16 protein-coding genes are annotated in these 20,515 nt (G+C 45.3%); 5 read left to right on the forward strand and 11 right to left on the reverse strand.

What is annotated here, in order from left to right; all coding sequences use genetic code 11:
• Positions 1-7: 7 nt before the first annotated feature.
• The 8 genes from LX99_RS00455 to LX99_RS00490 all read right to left on the reverse strand — a co-directional run bounded on the left by LX99_RS00455 (position 8) and on the right by LX99_RS00490 (position 12,504).
• Positions 8-1,297, reverse strand: a complete 1,290-nt coding sequence (locus LX99_RS00455) for an alpha-L-fucosidase (protein ID WP_109605419.1) — start codon at positions 1,295-1,297, stop codon at positions 8-10.
• Positions 1,298-1,309: 12 nt separating this feature from the next.
• Entirely contained in the window at positions 1,310-2,074 is a 765-nt protein-coding gene (locus LX99_RS00460) for an SDR family NAD(P)-dependent oxidoreductase (RefSeq protein WP_109605421.1), read from the reverse strand.
• Positions 2,075-2,220: 146 nt separating this feature from the next.
• Positions 2,221-3,882 (reverse strand): UxaA family hydrolase, encoded by a 1,662-nt coding sequence (locus tag LX99_RS00465; RefSeq protein ID WP_109605423.1) that lies wholly within the window; start codon positions 3,880-3,882, stop codon positions 2,221-2,223.
• Positions 3,883-3,929: 47 nt separating this feature from the next.
• The gene (locus LX99_RS00470) at positions 3,930-5,282 is read right to left on the reverse strand and encodes an alpha-L-fucosidase (protein ID WP_109606917.1); all 1,353 of its coding nucleotides are present in this window, start codon (positions 5,280-5,282) and stop codon (positions 3,930-3,932) included.
• A gap of 12 nt (positions 5,283-5,294) precedes the next feature.
• Entirely contained in the window at positions 5,295-5,627 is a 333-nt protein-coding gene (locus tag LX99_RS00475; RefSeq protein WP_109605425.1) for an L-rhamnose mutarotase, read from the reverse strand.
• A gap of 406 nt (positions 5,628-6,033) precedes the next feature.
• Positions 6,034-8,454 carry an ABC transporter permease gene (locus tag LX99_RS00480; RefSeq protein ID WP_109605427.1) on the reverse strand — a complete coding sequence of 807 codons (2,421 nt, stop codon included), beginning with the start codon at positions 8,452-8,454 and terminating at the stop codon, positions 6,034-6,036.
• 72 nt (positions 8,455-8,526) lie between these two features.
• Entirely contained in the window at positions 8,527-9,399 is an 873-nt protein-coding gene (locus LX99_RS00485; RefSeq protein WP_109605429.1) for an AraC family transcriptional regulator, read from the reverse strand.
• Positions 9,400-9,648: 249 nt separating this feature from the next.
• Positions 9,649-12,504: an outer membrane beta-barrel protein gene (locus tag LX99_RS00490; protein ID WP_109605431.1), complete on the reverse strand. Its 2,856-nt coding sequence runs from the start codon at positions 12,502-12,504 to the stop codon at positions 9,649-9,651.
• A gap of 268 nt (positions 12,505-12,772) precedes the next feature.
• Between LX99_RS00490 and LX99_RS00495 the strand changes: the two genes are divergently transcribed.
• The 5 genes from LX99_RS00495 (at position 12,773) to LX99_RS00515 (ending at position 18,137) form a co-directional block, all read left to right on the forward strand.
• Positions 12,773-13,843, forward strand: a complete 1,071-nt coding sequence (locus LX99_RS00495) for a sensor histidine kinase (protein ID WP_109605433.1) — start codon at positions 12,773-12,775, stop codon at positions 13,841-13,843.
• The gene (locus tag LX99_RS00500; RefSeq protein ID WP_109605435.1) at positions 13,840-14,595 is read left to right on the forward strand and encodes a LytR/AlgR family response regulator transcription factor; all 756 of its coding nucleotides are present in this window, start codon (positions 13,840-13,842) and stop codon (positions 14,593-14,595) included. Before LX99_RS00495 ends, LX99_RS00500 begins: the two co-directional genes overlap by 4 nt.
• A 136-nt stretch (positions 14,596-14,731) precedes the next feature.
• The gene (locus LX99_RS00505) at positions 14,732-16,150 is read left to right on the forward strand and encodes an ATP-binding protein (protein WP_022830583.1); all 1,419 of its coding nucleotides are present in this window, start codon (positions 14,732-14,734) and stop codon (positions 16,148-16,150) included.
• Between the two features lie 50 nt (positions 16,151-16,200).
• Positions 16,201-17,862, forward strand: a complete 1,662-nt coding sequence (locus LX99_RS00510) for a response regulator (protein WP_109605437.1) — start codon at positions 16,201-16,203, stop codon at positions 17,860-17,862.
• A gap of 8 nt (positions 17,863-17,870) precedes the next feature.
• A complete protein-coding gene (locus LX99_RS00515; protein WP_022833258.1) occupies positions 17,871-18,137 on the forward strand; it encodes a UBP-type zinc finger domain-containing protein in 267 nt (88 codons plus the stop codon).
• An 88-nt stretch (positions 18,138-18,225) separates the two neighbouring features.
• Here LX99_RS00515 and LX99_RS00520 read toward each other — a convergent pair whose 3' ends face one another.
• The 3 genes from LX99_RS00520 to LX99_RS00530 all read right to left on the reverse strand — a co-directional run bounded on the left by LX99_RS00520 (position 18,226) and on the right by LX99_RS00530 (position 20,413).
• Positions 18,226-18,663, reverse strand: coding sequence for a DoxX family protein (locus tag LX99_RS00520; protein ID WP_109605439.1), 438 nt, complete (start codon positions 18,661-18,663; stop codon positions 18,226-18,228).
• Between the two features lie 194 nt (positions 18,664-18,857).
• Positions 18,858-19,838: a sugar phosphate isomerase/epimerase family protein gene (locus LX99_RS00525; RefSeq protein ID WP_022833256.1), complete on the reverse strand. Its 981-nt coding sequence runs from the start codon at positions 19,836-19,838 to the stop codon at positions 18,858-18,860.
• 86 nt (positions 19,839-19,924) lie between these two features.
• Positions 19,925-20,413, reverse strand: a complete 489-nt coding sequence (locus tag LX99_RS00530) for a hypothetical protein (RefSeq protein WP_146203032.1) — start codon at positions 20,411-20,413, stop codon at positions 19,925-19,927.
• Positions 20,414-20,515 lie beyond the last annotated feature (102 nt).

The following is a 20,515-nucleotide window of genomic DNA, read 5'->3' on the forward strand; positions in this document are numbered from 1 at the left end:
ATGCGTATTAGTTAGTTGTCAGTTTAATAATAGTATCGTTAGGGTCAGTTGTAATACCGTTTAAGTATACAAACACGCCCTCGGTTTGTTGCTTAAATTTCACCGCGCTGCCATCGGCCAGTAAAGCGGCTTTGGCTATTTTGCCCTTTAACTGCGGGATGAAAATGTATGGCTGTTGCGGCGGTGTCATTACGTGAACGTACAGGTTTTTATCTTTTTGGGTGATTACGCCCCATGGCTGGGCGGGGATGCCGCTGCCGCGCGTACCGTAAATAGCTTCACCGTTTTTTTGTACCCAAGCGCCTACAATAGCCAATGTATCGGTAAACTCCGATTGGATCCTGCCGTTTGGCATAGGACCGATGTTTAATAAAAAGTTGGCATTTAAACCTGCCGCGTTTACCAGGTAATGGATAATACGTTTGGATGATTTAAAGCTGTTATCGGTAATATTAAACCCCCAGCTGTTATTGATGGTTTCGCAGGTTTCTAAAGGCAGTGTGCCTATTTTTGATTTACCGCTGAAACCGGTGGTGTTGGCGCCCGGCAAATCTTTCTCAAACATCTGAAAATCTTCACCTTCTTTAGGCTCGAGGTGGTGGTTATTACCGATCAGGATAGCGGGGTTCAGTTTATGGATCAATCCGTAAATTTCGTCGTAATGCCAGTTCACGTCACGCTCCCAGTGGCCATCAAACCAGATGCCCTTTACCCCAGGGTATTTGGTAATGAGCTCGGTAAGCTGGGCTTTCATAAAGTTAATGTAGCTGTTCCAGTCGCCGTTTACGGGCTTGCCATCCACTATCGGGCTGCCATAGGCATAGTCTTTCCGGCCCCAATCCAGCAGGGAATAGTAAAAGTGTAATTCAATACCTTCTTTAACACATTCCTGCGCCAGCTCCATCAATGGGTCTTTATGGTAGGGCGTGCCGTCAACAATATTATATGGCGATGCTTTGGTGCCGAACATGCTGAACCCATCATGATGGCGCGATGTAACGGTGATATACTTCATGCCTGCCTTTTTAGCAAACATCACCCAATCGTGCGCGTTAAAAGCCTGTGGGTTAAAAAAATCGGCTAAGCGTTTATAGCTATCATAAGGGATATGCTTCTCGTTCATTACCCATTCGCCGGCGCCCAGTTCACTGTAAATACCCCAGTGAATAAATAAACCGAACTTCATGTCCTGGAAGTTTTTCCGGGCGGCGAGGTTATCGGCTGTTGGCGTATAGGTTTGAGCACCGGCGCGCAAAGCACCAAGCAGCATACCCGTTAACAATAGCTTTTTGATCATATACAATAGGTTTTAATTGTTCAGCGTAATAAAGCCGCCGTCAATAGGGTAATCAGTACCGGTAATGAAACCGGCCTCATCCGAACAAAGGTATAGCGCCAATGCAGCTACTTCTTCCGGTTTGCCCATCCGGCCTATCGGCTGGCTTTTTGATAATTTTTCAAAGATCTCGTCTTCACGGCCCGCATAGTTTTTGGCGATAAACCCATCCACAAACGGGGTATGTACCCTGGCCGGAGAAATGCAGTTACAACGGATGTTATCATGCAAATAATCGCGCGCTACAGACAAGGTCATGGCATGGATAGCCCCTTTGCTCATGGAGTAAGCAAACCTATCGGTAATGCCCACGCTGGCCGCTATTGAAGCTGTATTGAGGATCACGCCGCCGCCATTGGTTTTTAATGCCGGGATGGCCACGTAAAGGCAGTTGTAAGCGCCTTTAACGTTAACATTAAATACACGCTCAAAATCTTCTGTGCTGGTATTATCCGCCCTGCCGATATGTGCTATACCTGCGTTATTAATCAGGATATCAATTTTGCCAACTTTGGCAAAAGTATCAATTACCTGTTGCTGTTTACTTACATCGCAGGCATAGCCGGTTGCTTTGCCGCCAGCCGCAGTAATTTCGCTAACAGTATCGGCTGCTGCCTGGTCGTTTAGTTCAATGATATGTACTTCGGCGCCTTGTTGGGCAAATAATACGGCCATCGCTTTGCCTATACCGCTGCCGCCGCCGGTAATAATTACTGATTTATTGGTTAGTTTAAACATAAATATGGGCCTTGCCCCCTCTAAATCTCCCCCGGGAGGGGAGACTTTTTGTTTTTATGGTTTATTGATGTAATCTATTATTAGAATAAGAAAACTTTAAATTAGTTGATCAAAAGCCCTCCCTTCCGGGGAGGGTTGGGAGGGGCTTACAACGACACGCCCCGTTTCCACGGAATAAAATCGTCCTGACCAAGCTTAACGGATTTCGGCTCTGCCTCGCCGCTGGCCACTTTGATCACATAATCCAATATCCGCTCACCGGCCTCGCTGATGGTTTCAGAACCTTCAATGATGGTACCGCAGTTGATATCGATAATATCGGGCATGCGCTGATACATTGCCGTGTTGGTTGACAGCTTGATTACCGGGGCAATAGGATTACCTGTAGGCGTACCCAAACCGGTGGTGAATAATACGATGTTAGCACCTGAGCCAACCTCGGCCGTAGTACTTTCTACGTCACTGCCCGGAGTGCATAGCAGGTTTAAGCCCGGTTTGGTTACTTTTTCAGGATAATCAAGCACCGCTGTTACAGGCGATGTGCCGCCCTTTTTTGCTGCCCCGGCCGATTTAATGGCATCGGTGATCAAACCATCACGGATATTGCCGGGCGACGGGTTGGCGTAAAAGCCGGAACCATCAGCCTCGGCGCGGGCGTTATAGGTAGTCATGAGGTGCATAAAGCGGTTAGCCGTATCTACATCAACGCAACGATCGCTTAGTTCCTGCTCAACACCGCATAATTCGGGAAATTCGGCAAGAATAACCGAACCGCCCATAGCAACCAGTACATCAGATACATAACCCAATGCCGGGTTGGCCGAAATGCCCGAAAAGCCGTCTGAGCCGCCGCATTCCAAACCAATGCAAAGTTTGGAAAGTGGTGCAGGCTGGCGTACCGTTTCATTGGCCTTAACCAAACCTGCAAAGGTTTGCTTTAAAGCCTGTTTTAATAATTCGTTCTCTGTACCTACTTTTTGCTGCTCCAATATTACCAATGGCTTATTAAAGTTCGGATCCCGTTTAGCAATCTCGGCCTGCAAAATGCTCACCTGCGCATGCTGGCAGCCTAAGCTTAATACGGTAGCGCCCGCTACGTTGGGGTGCGTAATATACCCGGCAATCAAACCACAAAGCGCGTCCGAATCTTCACGTGTGCCGCCGCAACCTAAACTATGGTTCAGGAATTTGATGCCGTCGATATTTTTGAACAGGCGTTTTGAATTGGCTTTTTCTTCGGCAGGATTGATATCGGCATTCAGAATTTCCTCAACCGATTTACCGGCCTGGTAAAGTTCCATCAGTTGCTCAACATCGCCCTCATAACTTTTTGCCTTTTTATATCCCAGTTTATCAACCAATGCTTCTTTCAATACGTTGATGTTCCTGTTCTCGCAAAAAACCAATGGCACTACCACCCAATAGTTTGCCGTACCAACCGAACCATCGGCACGGTGATAGCCCATAAAGGTTTTACCGTCAAATTTACCGGTATCCGGCTTGTGCCAGTCCAGTTTGCGTTCGCCCAGGCGGAAACCGTCGGCAGCGTGGTATACATTTTCGGTAGTGAGCAAACCACCCTGTGGTATAGTTGCCGAAGCTTTGCCTACCAATACCCCATACATGTAAATTTCCTGGTTGGCAGCCAGTGTATTGATGGCAAATTTGTGTTTGGCCGCTACTTTGTTTACCAGCGGAAAAGTTTGTCCGTCGAACGTGATCACTGTTCCCTGCTCCAGATCTTGCAGGGCCACCAGTACATTATCATGCGGATGGATCTTTAAATATGTTTCTTTTTGTGTTGACATTAGTTTTTATGATCGGTCCTTTTTTAGCAAGGACAATATTTTTCAGTTTATTGCTTAAGCGTTAGCTCAATTACCGGAATTTCATAAGGCGGCTTCTGCGCCGGTAACGTTATTTCCAAATCATCAGCACCGGCTTCTTTGTATAAAAGTTCCGAGCTATCGTTTAAAAACTGCGCGTATGCAATTTTACCCTTGTAACCTGGCAGTACCAGTTTTCCCTGCGGATAGCTAAACAGGTGTACATAAAGTTTACCCGCTGCTTTGTTGTAGGTTAATTTACTTCCTTCAGGAACTTTATAGGTATCGGGCGCGAAAGTACAGTTATAAATAGCTTTGCTGTTGGCGTGCATCCAGTAAGCTAAACTATCCAGAGCGTGGTTTGCCCGGTAATCAAACTCACCCCGGGCCGTAGGGCCTACGTTCAGGATCAGGTTGCCGCCGTTGCTTGTAGCTGTGATTAACAGATCAAGTAATTGGCGATGGGTTTTCCAGGTGTTCTCATCGCGGTAATATCCCCACGAGCCGGAAAACGTTTGGCAGGTTTCCCATGTTTTACCACGGTATTTGGCCAGTTCCTCCGTACTTACCTGTTCAGGCGTTTCAAAGTCGGCGCCATCTTTATATTCTTCCAGGTTAAGGCGGTTATCAATGATGATGCCCGGCTGCAGTTTCCTGATCAGCTTTACCAGTTCAACAGCGCCCCAGTCGTCTTTACCTTTACCATGTCCGTCTTTACGCGGGAATGAAAAATCGAGCCAGAGGATATCGATCTTACCGTAGTTGGTAAGCAACTCGGTAATCTGGTTGCGCATGTACTGGCGGTATTTGGCCATATCGCGGCCTTTATTTAGTTTGGCATAGCTGGCGTCGCTTTTATCGGCAGGCGATTGCGGATGGTAGTCGTCTATCAGGTAATCAGGATGGTGCCAATCTAACAATGAATAATAAAAGCCAACCTTTAAACCCTGCGCACGGAAAGCATTTACATACTCACGTACCAAATCGCGTTTGGCTTTGGTGTTGGGCGCCTTATAGTCGGTATATTTCGAATCGAACAGGCAAAAACCCTCGTGGTGTTTGGTGGTCAATACCGCGTATTTCATTCCTGCCGCCTTGGCTGCTTTAGCCCATTTCTGCGGCTCAAACTGATCGGGATTAAACTGGTCGAAATATTTTTGGTATACCTCATTGGTAATATGTTCGTGGTTTTTAACCCACTCGTGGCGGGCCGCCTGCGAGTACAAGCCCCAGTGGATAAACATGCCAAAGCGGTCGTCCTTCCACCATTCCATGCGTTTTTCCTTTTGGGCATCTGTTTCAGTGCCGATCATTTTCTGCGCGAACGCAAACTGCCCCATCAGCAATACAAAAATTGCGAGTAATTGTATTTTCTTAAGCATAATCATAGCGGTTTATAACGTGAAAACTTTTTTCATCAACACCCATTTTATACCTTCGGGCGCGTTTTTAACCGGCGATTGATAGCCCCACATTAAATCTTCCCACTCCTGCACCTTCGCGTTGGCGGCATCCATGGCAGCGGCTTTTTCAAAGCTAAAATCATCGCTTACCTCCATAATCATGAACATACGGGTATCAAAACGATAAATTTCCATATTAATAATACCCTTGGCTATGATACTATCATGAATTTCGGGCCAGATGCTTTCATGGTACTTTTCGTATTCGGCAATCAGGGCTTCGTTGTCTTTTAAGTCGAGGGTTAAACAGTATCGTTGGTTCATAGTATAGCTCTCAAAAAAAGTTTATATCGGTACTACAAAGAAATAAGGTTTAAGGGTAAATAATTATCCAAAATTGGCCAAAACGTTCAGTTATTTTAGCATCAGTAAGTGATAGATTGAACAGTGATATACAGGCAACTTTCCGGCAGTGTTAAAGAAAAGCACGGCCCGAGCGGTATTTTGATTTAGAAAATTGCTTTTGAAACATACTAAAAGTTGCCTCACCTAAATCCTTCTAAAAGAGAGGACTTAAAAAAAAGACGCTCCCTCTCCTTTGGAGAGGGCTGGGGTGAGTCTCATTCAATCAGGCAATGGAAACTCTTTTTTAGAAGCGATTCCCCGCATTTTTAATGTGACCATGCTGCATGTAAAAGTAAAAACACCCTTAAGGTTAGGATTAACTTAATCATTCATTCCTTAACGAACCAACTGGGTTAGCCAAAGCCGCTTTAAAGGTCAGAAAAATAGTAGTTGCTACCGCTATGCCTAACAGTGTTAATACCGGCAACACAAACTGCCACCAGGTAAGCGCTACCCGGAAGGCGTAACCATCAAGCCATTGGCTGATGAAAACATACGCCATTGGTATAGCCACAAGGCCGGAAATAATAATCAGTTTAACAATATCCCACGTTAACAGCGATATAATATTTTGCACCGAAGCCCCGAGTACTTTGCGTACGCCTATTTCTTTGGTACGGCGCGCGGCAGCGTAAGCTGTCAATCCGAATAAACCTATGCAGGCTATGAATATAGCCAATGAGGCGAACGCGGTAAACAGGTGTCCAAACTGTGTATCCTGCGCGTATTGGCGGTTATAAAAATCGTCAAGAAAAAAGGAGTCGAAGGGCGATCCGGGAAAAGTATTATTCCAGGCCGCCTGAATATTATTAACCATTTGGCGCATATTGCCGCCGTTTATCTTTACAGAGATATAATCTGCCGGGATCCAGGGCAGCTTGGGGTCCATAAACATGATTACCGGCGTATAATTTTTCTGGAGCGATTGCTGGTGGTAGTTCTTTACAATACCTATTATTTGATTCGGTTCTTTATCCAGGGTTTCAATCCACACCTTCTTGCCTATAGCGTCTTGCGGAGAGGCGAAGCCAAATTGCTTCGCTGCCTCCTCGTTCATTACAAGGCCTACGGAGTCTGCCGGGCGGTTTCTGTCGAAAGCCCTGCCGGCTATAACCTGAAGACCATAAGTGGGAATAAAATCATAATCGGCGCGGAGCATTTCGTAAGTACGCTCTTCAGATTTTGGCGCGCCGAAGCGCCTGTTAGCTAAATTTTTCCCCACTTCTTTACCAGGTATGGCACCTGAAAGTGTTACTGCCTTAACTCCGGCAAACGATTGTAAGGAGGTTTTAAAGTTTTCGGTTAACCGGTTATAATCGGGTGTGTTAACCGGCATTTTAAGCACCAGGGTCTGATCAATATTTACACCGGTGCTTTGGCTGTTCATATAAACAATTTGCCTGTAAACCGCGAACGTGCCGGCGATAAGCAATACCGAAGACATGAACTGAAAAGCTACCATCCCACGGCGAAGCAGCACACCGCTTTTTGAAAACGTGAAACGGCCTTTTAAAACGGTTATAGGCTTCATTCGCACCAGTACCGTTGCCGGGTAAATACCCGAAAGCATTATACTGCCGATAAAAACCGCTATAAGTTTTAAATATAAAGCGTTGTTAAATAACAAACTGTATGTGCCCTGCCCATATAAATAGTTCATGATGCCATACCTGCCTGTAAGTACCAGTACCAGCGCCACTATCAGCGCGGCCAGGTTGATGATCACCGACTCGGTAAGAAACTGCATAATTAATTGCGGGGCATGTGCGCCGCTAACCTTCCGGATACCAACTTCACGGGCACGATCAACTGATTTGGTGGTGGCCAGGTTAATGTAATTGATACAGGCAATGAGCAGGATGATATAGGCAATAATGTTCAGGAAGTTTACCGCAAAACGGTTGCCCTTTGTTTCTATTTCGTTGGCTTTGGCAGCGTTTAAATGAATATCGGTAAGCGGAACGAGCTTTATGGCCCATTTCAGGTCTTTTAACGAGGGACCGGTTTTATAGCGTTCTGCCAATTCCGGGAACCTCGCTTCAACCAAAGCCGGGCTGGCATGGGGTTTCAGTTTAACAAACGTGTAACTTTCATGCAGGTACCAAAAGTCCTTTTCAAACTTTGGTACGGTATTCCACGATACAAGGAAGTTGAACTGCATGGTTGAATTTGCAGGCACATCTTTAAACACACCGGTAACTACACAATGATAGCTGTTTTCCAGCGTAGCAATATCCAGGTACTTGCCCAAGGGTTCATCGCTGCCAAAATATTTTTTTGCGGCTGATTGCGAAATTACAATCGAGTTGACTTCATTAAGCGCGGTTAGCTTATCGCCCTTAAGCAACGGATAAGCGAAAAAGCTGAAGAAGTTGCTGTCTGCAAAGCAAACATGTTCTTCCCTGAATTTGATATTATTGTATTTTACTACCCGCTCGGAGTTATGCCAATCCATCCTGACAAATGATTCAATCTCGGGGAAGTTGGATTTCATGGCCGTAGCATAGCCGTTGGTACTGGTGGCCCAGCTATCGCTCAGGTTATTGCCGCGATAAAATTGGCTCTCAACCCGGTAAATATTCGCCGCGTCGGGGTGCATGCGGTCAAAGCTTTTTTCAAAATTTACATAAGCCGATATCAGGATAAAAGCGGCCATACCTAAAGCCAGCCCTGCTATATTGATAAGCGTATAAGTTTTGTTTCTGATTAGGGTGCGCCACGTTACAAGCAGAATATTACGGATCATATTACAAACACATTAAGGTTTACAATATAGCGATCAAAATTTCCAGAATTAAATGATTTCCATGATTTATTATCAGGTTTTTTTCGTGAACTCCTTTTGATACATCAGCGGGCTTTTACCGGTAACCTGCTTAAAGTGCTTATGAAAGGTAGAAAAATTATTAAACCCGCTATCGTAACATAACTGCTTGATATTGAGTTTATTTTCAATTAACAATTTACAGGCGTAACCCACCTTGATCTCAATTACAAACTGCGAGTAGGTTTTACGGGTTTTTGATTTAAAATAACGACAAAACGAGTTGGCGCTCACCCCTGCCACCTCGGCAATTTCTTCGAGGTAGATCTTTTTACGGAAGTTACGCATCGAGTACTCATAGATATTATTGAGCCGGTCGCTTTCCGAATCGTTATGATCATATTTAAAACCGATTGAAGTTAAAAAGCTCAGAGATGAACCTGCCAGGATATTGAGTGCGCTAAGCAACAGAATGATACGTTCTGCACCATCGGTTTTAAGCATAGTGCTCAGGATACCGGCAAGGGCTTCCTTGGTTTTGCCGGTAATCTGCAAACCGCGTTTAGATCGTTCAAGCAACACCTTAATGAGCTTATTTTCGGGTAACTGCAAAAACTGATCGCCCCAAAAATTTTCATTAAAATGCACAACAATTGTATCTGCCGACTGTGTTTCTACGCCATCACCAAAATAAACATCGTCAAAACGCCAGTAATGCGGCAGGTTTGACCCCACCAGCACCATATCGCCCGGCTGAAACTGCTTAATACTATCGCCGATAAATTGGGTGCCGCTACCTTTTATAAAATAAATAAGCTCCAGCTCCGGGTGGCAATGCCAGCGGTTATTGATATCGGGCTGCACGTCATGCCTTACGCTAAAAGAATGCGCTGGATCGGCAGATACTTTAAGTAAAAGCGGCTTCATTCAGTTTTATTTACAATTAAGTTGCTAAATATAAATATTAAGTGTAAAAAAAACTGAATCGTGATAATTAAAATACAATCAGTTTAAGCAGATACGCTATATGGTATAGACAAGCAAAGGCATTCCGGATCTCACCCCGGAACGCCTGTTGTTATCTGATGATAACTGCTCAACTAAATCTCAGATCGTCATGCTTCGAAGACCTGAACTCGCCATCTTTCTCAGGGACGGAAAGGTTTTAAATATTGTTTAGATACCGCCGCCGGGAGGAGGGCCGCCGGGGCCGCCACCCGGTGGAGGGCCACCCATGCCACCCGGCCCCATGGCCGGTCTTTTACCGGCAAACTTTTGGAGCTTTAATGTAAATGTTAACAGGTAATAGCGCCCTAAACGGTTGCTGTTGGTTTGCGTTACGTAGCTGCCGTTCTGGGTAGTGGTGTAACCCGTATTTTCATTAAATACATCCATTACCGAAAAACGGAGTGTGCCCGCGTTACCCTTTAAAAAGCGGCGCTCAACGTAGGTGTTTAAAATATTAGGATTAGTTGCTCCGGTGTAACCATAGTAAATCTGTTTAGAGTAATCGTAACTCAGTGTCCAGTCTTTAAAAAAGTAGCTTTTGCCGTTTATGCCCAGGTTAAGGGTTTGAAAATTGCTGTTAACATTGGCCTGTTTAATAGAGTTGCTGGAGGTATTTATGCTGTATGTAGTACTTGCCTCGGCGTCAATAACATCGGTAATACTCAGCCTGAAGCGTGCCCCCTGCGATAGCACCAGATTTTTGGCGATGTTTTTTTCGGTGGTCATCTTGTACGAAACGGAATCGACATTACTGATATACGACACGTTGTTATTGTACGCGATGTTACCGATCATGAACAAATTATATTTTCTTTTTTCCCAGGGTTTGGCAAACACATAAAAGCCCTGCGCCGAATAATAACCGTCGGCATTTAAATACTGCGTTAAAATGCTGCCCGCCAGCTTGCTGTTAGGGGTGTAATTGCGCGGGTAGGTAATGGTATTGGCTACAATTTTGTTATCGGTTTTGGTGAACGACAGGTTGCTGAAAAACACGTTGCCGCTTTCAAAATTAAACTTGTTGTATTTTAATGCCAACGTGTTGTTAAATTCAGGTTTCAGATCGGGGTTACCCTGTACCGGGTACGAGGCATTGCTGAAATCGGTAACGGGCTGCAGCTCGGTATAAGTTGGCTGCATGCTGCTGCCGTTATAGTTTACACTGAACGACTGGTTGCGCGAAAAGTTATAAATAAACCTTGCCGTAGGCGCCCAGTTAAACGTATTGTTATTGGTTTTAAATGGCTCACTATTAACAACTGATGAGCCGTTTAAAATAGTGGGCTGAGCAACCAGGCCTAATACATAGTTATATTTTTTATCGATGAAACGATAGTTCACCCCAAACCGATGGGTTATGAATGTTGAGGCGTAATTGTTGCTCAACAAATCATACCGGTTCCTTGCGCCGTCATAGGCCAGGGTATCAGTAGCTTTATCGGCAGTGGTATAAGCGTAATGATAAGCGTAGCTGGCTTCCAGATACCCTTTTTTGCTGATGGGCTCCATGTATGATATGGTGGTGCCCACACTATCGGTGCGGCTATCGGTATTGATAAATTGGCTGAGCGGAGCGTTCCTCGCACCCTCAATATAAGTATAAACCGGGTTTTGGTATTTGTTAATGCTGTAACTGCCGGCGCCTACATTTACACTAAAGTTACGGCCATGGGTGTTAAACTTATGATTAAACAGCACGTTTGCGCCGTAATTTGGCTCGGTTGATTTACTGAGCGTGGAGAAGGTATAGTTTGATAATGTTTGCTGTTTGCTGATTAACAGGCTACTGCCATCTGCTGTGGTATTGGTACTGGCATACGCAAATGTAGGAGTTACCTTTACGTAGTTTACCGTATCGGGCTTAATTTCTATATTAAAGTTAACGCGATGGTTTAACTTCTCATCCTGCTGGTTATTGGTTTGTGTATTGGTGCTGGGATTAAGGGCAGACAAGTTATTTTGTATAGTGCTGCTGATGGTATTTACAGAGTTATCGGCAAAGCTGTAACTACCATAAGCGGTAACTTTTTTACCCCAGCTATCGCGATAGTTGAAGCCGAACGATCGCGCCGTAGTAATACCGTTTGATGAATTGCTGTTAGCGCCCGGCGGAGGGCCGCCCGGACCGCCACCCCGCGGACCGCCGCCGCCAAAAGTAAACAGGTTGGTGTTGGTGTTGTTCAGGTTGCCCAAAAACGCCAGCTGCCTGTCTCCGCTGAAACTGAACACATTGGCCGAAGCCACATAACGGCTGCTCTCTTTGTCATTAGCGATGCCGGGTATAGCGTCACGACCGCCACCAACACTTGCCTGGCCAAAATAACCGTAGTTTTTACTTTGTTTAATGTTGATATTCAACACTTTTTCTGGTTCGCCGGTTTTGATGCCGGTTAAGTTGGCCTGGTCGCCGTAGTCATCAATAACCTGGATGCTCTGGATAATTTCGGCAGGCAGGTTTTTGGTAGCTGTTTTAACATCGCCGCCAAAAAAATCTTTCCCGTTTACACGTACTTTGGTAACGCTTTTGCCCTGCGCGGTAATGTTGCCGTCTTTATCAACATCCATACCGGGCAATTTTCTAATCACATCTTCAACCGGCGACCCATCACGCACTTTATAGGCATCGGCGTTAAATTCGATAGTGTCCTCTTTCATTTTAACCGGGTTTACATCGGCAATAACTACCGTGTTCAACATCCGGATTTCGGTTTTCAGGATCACCGCCGGCAGCAAGGCTGGCTTATTATCTGCCTGCAAAATAAAGCGGCGTTTCAGCGCCTGGTAACCTATTGATGTAAAAACAAGGCTAAACTGGTTCACTTTTACATTGTTAAAAGTAAAGGCTCCGTCGGCACCGGTAATTACGGTGGTACTATCGGTACCGGTAAGCATTTTTACGTTGGTACCGGCCAGCAGGTAGCCGGTGCTGTCTTTAACAATACCTTTAACCTGCCTGCCCGTCTGGGCGCCGCTTTTAAGCGGGGTTAAAAAAATAAGAGCAATAATGCTGTAATAAAGTTTCATGTCGCGGTTTGTTTATAGCGACAAATCAATAGCATTAATTTAAGTGTAAAAAACAGAATAGACCGGCATGGCTGATGTATCGACGGGATACCCGTTTTTACCTATCAATGCATATAAATTATAAAGCTAATCCGTGTTGCAGGCTTCAAAGGTAAACTTAGGCTGCCCGTCGGTAATTTCAGGCTGCCCGGCGATTAAGCTTGACCTTAAACAGGCAGCGTTTGTAATATTGCTGAATTATATGTGTAAATTTAAAAACCGGTTTTAAATGAGCCTCAAATCAAAAAGTAATACCATCACCGTGCTCATCCATATTTTAATATGGGTTGTTTTTGGTATGCTGTTGTTTTTTTACCAGCCGCTTAGCTGGAACGTGGAATTCCCTTACCAGTTCTGGATTAAACAAACGCTTACCTTCTTCATGTTGGTTGCCGCGTATTACTTTAATAATAAATTGCTGGTACCGCGTTTTTTATTGCATGACAGGACAGGCGTGTACTTAGCCACGGTAACCATGGTTATCATTGTGTTTTTGGCACTTAACTACTGGGCCGACAAAGCGCTGCACATGCATGAACACATGGAAGGCATGTTTCACAGGCAGCACAGGCCACCAAAACCTAAAGAGCGCGGCGGTTGGGATATATTCGGTACGGTTATAGTGGCGCTTGTTTTAGGCATCAGCACCAGTATTACGGCTATACAGAAATGGCAGGCCGATATCAGGCTCCGTGCCGACCTTCAACAGGAAAAAATAAGTTCCGAACTTTCGTTCCTGAAGGCACAAATCAATCCCCATTTCTTTTTCAATACACTGAATAACATTTATTCGCTTACCTACATCAATGCCGAAACATCGCGAAAGGCACTTCATCAACTGTCGCGCATGATGCGCTATGTGCTTTACGATACGCAGCACGGCACCGCTTTGCTAAGCCAGGAAATAGCCTTTATTAAAGATTATATCAGCCTGATGCAATTACGCTTAACCGAAAAAGTTACCGTAACCTTTAACTCGCCAACGCAGATCAGCGATGTGGCCATAGCCCCGATGCTGTTTTTACCTTTTGTTGAAAACGCGTTTAAACACGGCATCAGCGCTGTTTTGCCGAGCATTATCCTGATCGATATCCGCCAGCATGATGAGCAGCTGGAGCTTCATGTTCAAAATGGAATTTATAAGGACGACAACGCCATAAACGAAGAAAACAAAGGCATCGGCCTTACCAATACCATCCGGCGGTTAGATCTCCTTTATCCCGGCAAATACAAACTGGATATTGATGAAAACGCAGTTGCCAATACGTATACCGTTCATTTAACCCTTAACCTGCAATGATCCTGAACTGCATAGCCGTTGATGACGAACCCCTGGCGCTGGGCCTGGTTTGCGCCTTTATTGAACAAACCCCCTTTTTAAAGCTGGCGGGCAGGTACAGCAGCGCTGTTGAAGCCTTAGTTGGCTTGCAGGACCAGAAGATAGACCTCATTTTCCTGGATATCCAGATGCCGAACCTTAACGGCATGGAGCTGGCCCGGGTAATAGATAGCCGCGGAGTAAACAAGCCCCGTATTATTTTCACCACGGCTTATAACCAGTTTGCCATTGAAGGTTACCGGGTTGATGCTTTGGGCTACCTGCTGAAGCCCTTTAATTATGAGGAGTTTTTGCACGCGGCCAACAAAGCGCTGAGCTACGCCGGGCTGATCAATAAATCGCAAACTCCGGCCGGTACCCGTGCAGACCTTGTTGCTGATCAGAAAGAAGAGGAAGAATACCTGTTTTTAAAAATCGAATACCAACTGGTACGTATTGCCTTTAAAGATATATTATACATAGAAGGCCTTAAAGACTATGTAAAAATCTATTTGCAGGATAAGGAAAAACCCCTGCTTTCACTTAGCAGCCTGAAAGCGCTGGAAGAAAAGCTACCCGCCAAACGTTTTATGAGGGTACACCGGTCGTTCATCGTATCGCTTGATAAAATAAACTCCATTACCCGTAATGCCCTGCAAATTGGCAAAGTTAATATAACGGTTGGCGATCAGTACAAGGAAGCTTTCGGGGTATTTTTGAGTAAATGGGTCTGAAAGCCTGCCCAAACCGGTGTGGTAAAAAAGATAAAACCGGCTTCATCAGTCGTAAACTGACGTCGCGGTCTCACCAAATTGCAATTTTTCTTTTCATTTTTATCGGGTTAAATAATATTCACTACTTTTAAATATTATGCAAAAGGTAAGTGAAATAAAGGTTGAGGTAGCGGATCTTCAATCGTTCGAGGGCTTGGCGGGTGTACCCGATGATCAGCTACAATGGCTAATTGATAAAAGTGAGGTTTTGACATTTGAAGATGGCGAATACCTGTTGGAGCCAGGCCAGGAACTTACAGGCCCCCACTTTATATTAAACGGCAATATGCGTTTCTTTATGATGCAGCAGGGTTCGCGCCGCGATTATGTGTTTGTTGAAAAAGGAAACATTACCGGTTACATGCCTTATTCGCGCGGACTGATAGCCAAAGGCTACGCACAGGCCGTAGGCGAACTCACCATTTTAAGCTATCCTGTACAGGATATTATGGAAATGATTAAAAATCATTTCGAACTTACCCAGGCTTTGGTACACATCATGACTACCCGCGTGCGCGACTTTACAGCCATGCAGCAGCAAAACGATAAAATGATGGCGCTGGGCAAGCTTTCGGCCGGTTTAGCTCACGAGCTCAATAATCCTGCTTCGGCCATTGTACGCGATTCGCTGTCGTTACGTAAACACCTCCGCATAGTACCTGCACATCTTAAAGGCATGTTTGCCATCAGGGCCAGCGACGAGCAGGTTGACGGCCTAACCGACGAACTTTTCCGGATCCTGAACAAAAAAGAATGCTATACCCGCCTAACGCTTAAGCAGCGCACCCAGCTTGAAGATGAAATAACCGAATGGCTGGAAGAAAACGGCGCGGAAGACGCTTATGAAATAGCCGAAAGCTTTGTTGATTTCAGCTTTACTATCGAGAACCTGGAGGCGCTGAAACGACACATGCCGCCGCATGCCTTACCAATTATTATGGGTTGGCTAAGCGCAAAGCTTACCGGCGAAAAAATGATAGAAGATATCCAGGAATCGGCGCGCCGCATAGCCGAACTGGTTAGTTCGGTAAAAACGTTTACCCATATGGACAGGGCGCAGGATAAGCAATATGCTGATATCCACATCGGCATCCGCAATACGCTTACCATGCTGGGCTACAAGATCAGGAAGGAGAACATTACCGTGGTTGAGGATTTTGATGAAACCCTGCCCGAAGTTAAAGCGCTTATTGGCGAGTTGAACCAAGTATGGACAAATTTGGTTGATAACGCGCTTGATGCCATGGAAATTAATGAGAAAGGCACACTCACCATCCGCACCAAAAAAGATAACGAATTTGTTGAAGTTACCATTATTGATGACGGGCCGGGTATCCCGGAAGAAAACATCGGGCAGATTTTTGATCCGTTTTTCACCACTAAAGAAATGGGTAAGGGTACCGGTATGGGGTTGGAAGTGGTGCACCGCATTGTAAAACAACACCGCGGATCGATCAAGGTAAAATCAAGGCCCGGGCAAACCGAGTTTATAGTTTGTTTCCCGATAAACGGATAATGAGCCGTTATTACCAAAAATATTAGTTAATTTGCCTGCATATTTACCCTATGAGCCGCCCGATAATATTTTCAATAGATGATGACCCGCAGGTGCTGCGGTCCATAAGTCGCGATTTAAAAACACAGTATGGCAAAGAATACAAAATACTGAGTACCACGTCGGCAAATGAAGCATTTGAAACCCTTGCCGAGCTAAAAAACAGTTCGGAAGTGGTTGCCCTGTTTTTATGCGATCAGCGCATGCCCGAAATGGAGGGCGTTAAATTTTTAGAAAAGGCCAAAAAAGTATTTCCCGACGCAAAGCGCGTATTATTAACCGCCTATTCGGATACCGATGCAGCCATCAAGGCAATTAACGATGTACAGCTGGATTACTACCTGATGAAGCCCTGGAACCCTCCGGAGGAAAAACTTTACCCAGTAATAAACGATTTGCTGGACGATTGGCACAGTCATTATATCCCCGAATTTGTTGGCATGAAACTGATAGGTTACCAGTTTTCGCCGCAATCGCACCTGATCAAAGATTTTTTGGCTGGTAACCTCATACCTTACCGTTGGTTTGATATCGAAAAAAACATTGATTCGGCCAATTTACTCACCATTAACAACCGCACTACGGATGATTTGCCAATGGTGATATTTGAGGACGGCACCTGTTTAACCAAACCCACCATCCGCGATATTGCCGATAAAATAGGGAAAAACCCTACCGAACTGACCGATGTTTACGATGTAGTTATTATCGGCGCCGGCCCGGCAGGTTTGGCTGCCGCGGTGTATGGATCATCCGAAGGCCTAAAAACCTTATTGATTGAACGCAAAGCGCCCGGCGGGCAGGCTGGCACAAGCTCACGTATTGAAAACTACCTGGGCTTCCCGGCAGGCTTGAGCGGGGCCGATTTAACGCGCCGCGCCATAAGCCAGGCCATGCGTTTAGGCGCCGAATTTTTATCGCCGCAATCGGTTAGCGATATCAGGCAAAAAGACGGTTATAAAACCATTATCCTGGATGACGGACCGGAGATCATCAGCCGTACTGTTGTAATTACCACCGGCGTTGATTATCGCAAGCTTGAAGTAAAGGGCGTTGAAAATTATACCGGCGCGGGCATTTATTATGGCGCCGCCACAACCGAGGCTTCAGCATGCACAGGTAAAGAGGTATATGTGATAGGCGGCGGCAACTCGGCCGGGCAGGCAGCTATGTACCTTTCAAAATTTGCTAAAAACGTACATATTATTATCCGCAGGGATGATTTAACGTCTACCATGTCGGCATATCTGATTGCGCAAATTGCCGAAACACCCAACATTACGGTATTGCCCAATACCGAGGTTATTGAAGCAGATGGCTCGAATTGCCTCGAGAAAATAACCATCCAAAACTGCAAAACCGGAGAAACCGAGCTAAGGGTTGCAAGCGCCCTGTATATATTTATAGGTGCCAAGCCTTATACCGACTGGATAAAACTTGATATTATTAAGAACGCCAAGGATTTTATTGAAACTGGCCGCGAGCTGCGCAGCTACGAAAATTTCAACAAAGTATGGAAGCTTAAACGCGACCCGTTTTTATTGGAAACCAGCTGCCCCGGCATATTTGCAGCCGGCGATGTGCGCGCCGGAGCCATGAACCGTGTTGCATCGGCAGTAGGAGAAGGATCGATGGCGATAAGTTTTGTACATAAATACCTGGCAGAAATTTAAAAATTACCATGGAAGAAACCTGCGCTCACCTCGAAGCCATAGAAAATATTATTGAGCCAAAGGATTATGTTTGCGAAGAGTGTATAAAGCATCACAGTAGCTGGGTTCACCTGCGTACCTGCCAAACCTGTGGGGTTACACTTTGCTGCGACAGCTCTCCTAATACACACATGACCAGGCACTTTCACGCCACCGGCCACCCGGTAGTGATCTCGGCCGAACCCGGCGAGCGCTGGCTGTGGTGCTATGTGGATGAAGCGGTGAAAGGATATTAGTTTTTTGTTGTTAGTTCATAGTTGATGGTTCATAGCTGAAAGTAAGTTACCATAGGTCTCCACCATGAACCATCAACTATGAACTACCTTAATTCTTAAATGCCAGGTATCTATCCAGCGACCACGGCCCGGACCCTAAAACAGTAAACATCATCAATAACACAAGCGCGGCTACCGATGGCCAGGCCATGGCGTTGATGGGCTCCTGAAAAATACCGGTTAAGAATACGGCACCGGTTACAATCGGAATCTGGATGAGGCAGCCAAGGCGGGTTAAAATACCCATGGCTATCAGGATTCCTCCCACCATGTGCGCAAAGGCCACATAATAAACCAGCACCATCAGCATATCAGGTGATACATCAATTACATGCTGATCGGTAATGATACCGCGCAGGTAGGATGTGTTTTCCATAAAGGCTATCCCTTTCGCCAATAAAAAGATGCCCAAAGCAACTCGAACAATATCCAACGCTTTAGGGTGATGCGTGTCGCCCCAATTTTCAATTTTATGAACCAGATTCATAAAGCCCTCCTTTAGTTTAAAATTGGTTAAAAAGCACCCGCGGGGCTTGCTGAGATCAAGGCGGCCGGGCTGCTGATTACTAATTTAGTAACAAGTTTGTTATAAAACAAGTTTCAAGGCTGCAACATTAAAGTTCCTTTAGCTTACGCCGATTTATGCTTCAGCGTTAACGTACATCCTGCTGCTGATGATAATTACAGATCGTGCCCGGCAAGCCATCCCCTTAGTTTATTCAAATCGGTTTTTACAGCAGTTGCAAATGCTTCTCGGCTAATGCTTAGTTTACGCGCCCCATCCTCGGCCCCGCCTAAGGGATATTCGCAATGCAAGCTTAGCGGGCAGCTGATGTGATACTGTTTCAGCAGGGTAAAATATCTCTCAAAGTCAACCATACCTTCCCCCAACGGTACGCTTTTCACCTGCCATTTGCCGTCTTTTTTATCCCAGCAAAAATCCTTCAGGTTAATGGTTTTGATAAATGCTTTAAGCAGATCGAGCGTAACGGGCCATGTGTCGGCACCTTCGGTTGTGGCGTGGCGCACATCATACTGGCAACCGATAAAACCGGGATCGAGCCCATCCAGACCAAGCCATAAATCCCATTGCGAGGCGCCGAATAAATCGCCCGAATGGTTTTGGTAGCTGCCATGGATGCCGTATTTTTTATTAATGGTTGCCAGGTCCGAAAACTGTTTATTAATGGCTTTGATATTTGCCTGTACGCTTATCGTCTTATCGTAATTAAACCAGGCAGTGCGGTAATATTTGATACCCAGCGCCGATGCCGCTTTTAAAATCGGTTCCGTATCTTTTTCGTGGGCTGTTTTAATATTCGTTACTATGGAATATACTTTCAGGCCTGCCTTCTCAATTGCTTCAACAGCTTTAGGCAAATCATCGGTAACACGCGCAGGCGCAACATGCCCGTCGGGCCGTACGGTGAGATCAACACCGTCGAACCCCAATTCGGCAGCAAGCGCTGCCATATCATCATAGTTAAGCCAATGCAGGTGTTTGGAGAAAATACTCACTTTTATTTTCTCCAAAGATTGCGGACTAAACCCTACAAGCTCTTCTTTTGGTAAAGATTTAGCCAACGCGCCAAAACCAAAAGGCAGGCCGACGGCTGCCAGAGCGGTTGCTGTAATAAATTTTTTACGGCTGATGTTTTCCATAAGGCACTAACAATGTTAGTGCAATATCCCACTTTAGCTGCGATTATTTGTGGTTATACTCAATTAGAGCATCTTTTAATTGTTGATCAATCCAGTCCGAGGTATTCTTTCTGGTGTACCTCGACAGAGCCTGAAATATTATCGTGGTTGAGAAAGATAACAATGTGAAAGAAATCGTTATCGAAAAAGAAAATATCATTTTTGGCATCCGAGCCATGCAACTTCATAATAAGGCCCAGGTGTTTGGCTTGCGCTATCAGGTTCAGGATATGCTGCGATGTAACAGTGGTGTAAGTAACCGTACGTAAAATGCCCCCGTTGGGTAGCCTATCGCCCATGCCTATAACTATAGTCTCCTCCTTGTTGTCCTCCCCTATCTTATTAAGGTGCTCGATAGTATGGCCATCAACCTCCTGAAGATACTGTCGCTTAAATTTTTTGCCTGCTGTAAGATAGTTGTGCGCTTCGGCGTTCGACAGGTTAGCTACATTGGCCAGATCATTAATGGTTACACTTTGAGCAAATATCCTGGTGCCGCAAAAAATCAATAAGGTAATTAAGAAGGATCTTTTCATTTTGTAGTAACCAAAGATAATTTTTTGTTCATCATTTAATAGTCGCTGCGGCAATGGTCCGTTATGCGCGTTTAAAAACGTAAAAGTGTGTACCAAGTTCCA

This window comes from Mucilaginibacter oryzae (assembly GCF_003148845.1).
GTDB lineage: Bacteria > Bacteroidota > Bacteroidia > Sphingobacteriales > Sphingobacteriaceae > Mucilaginibacter > Mucilaginibacter oryzae.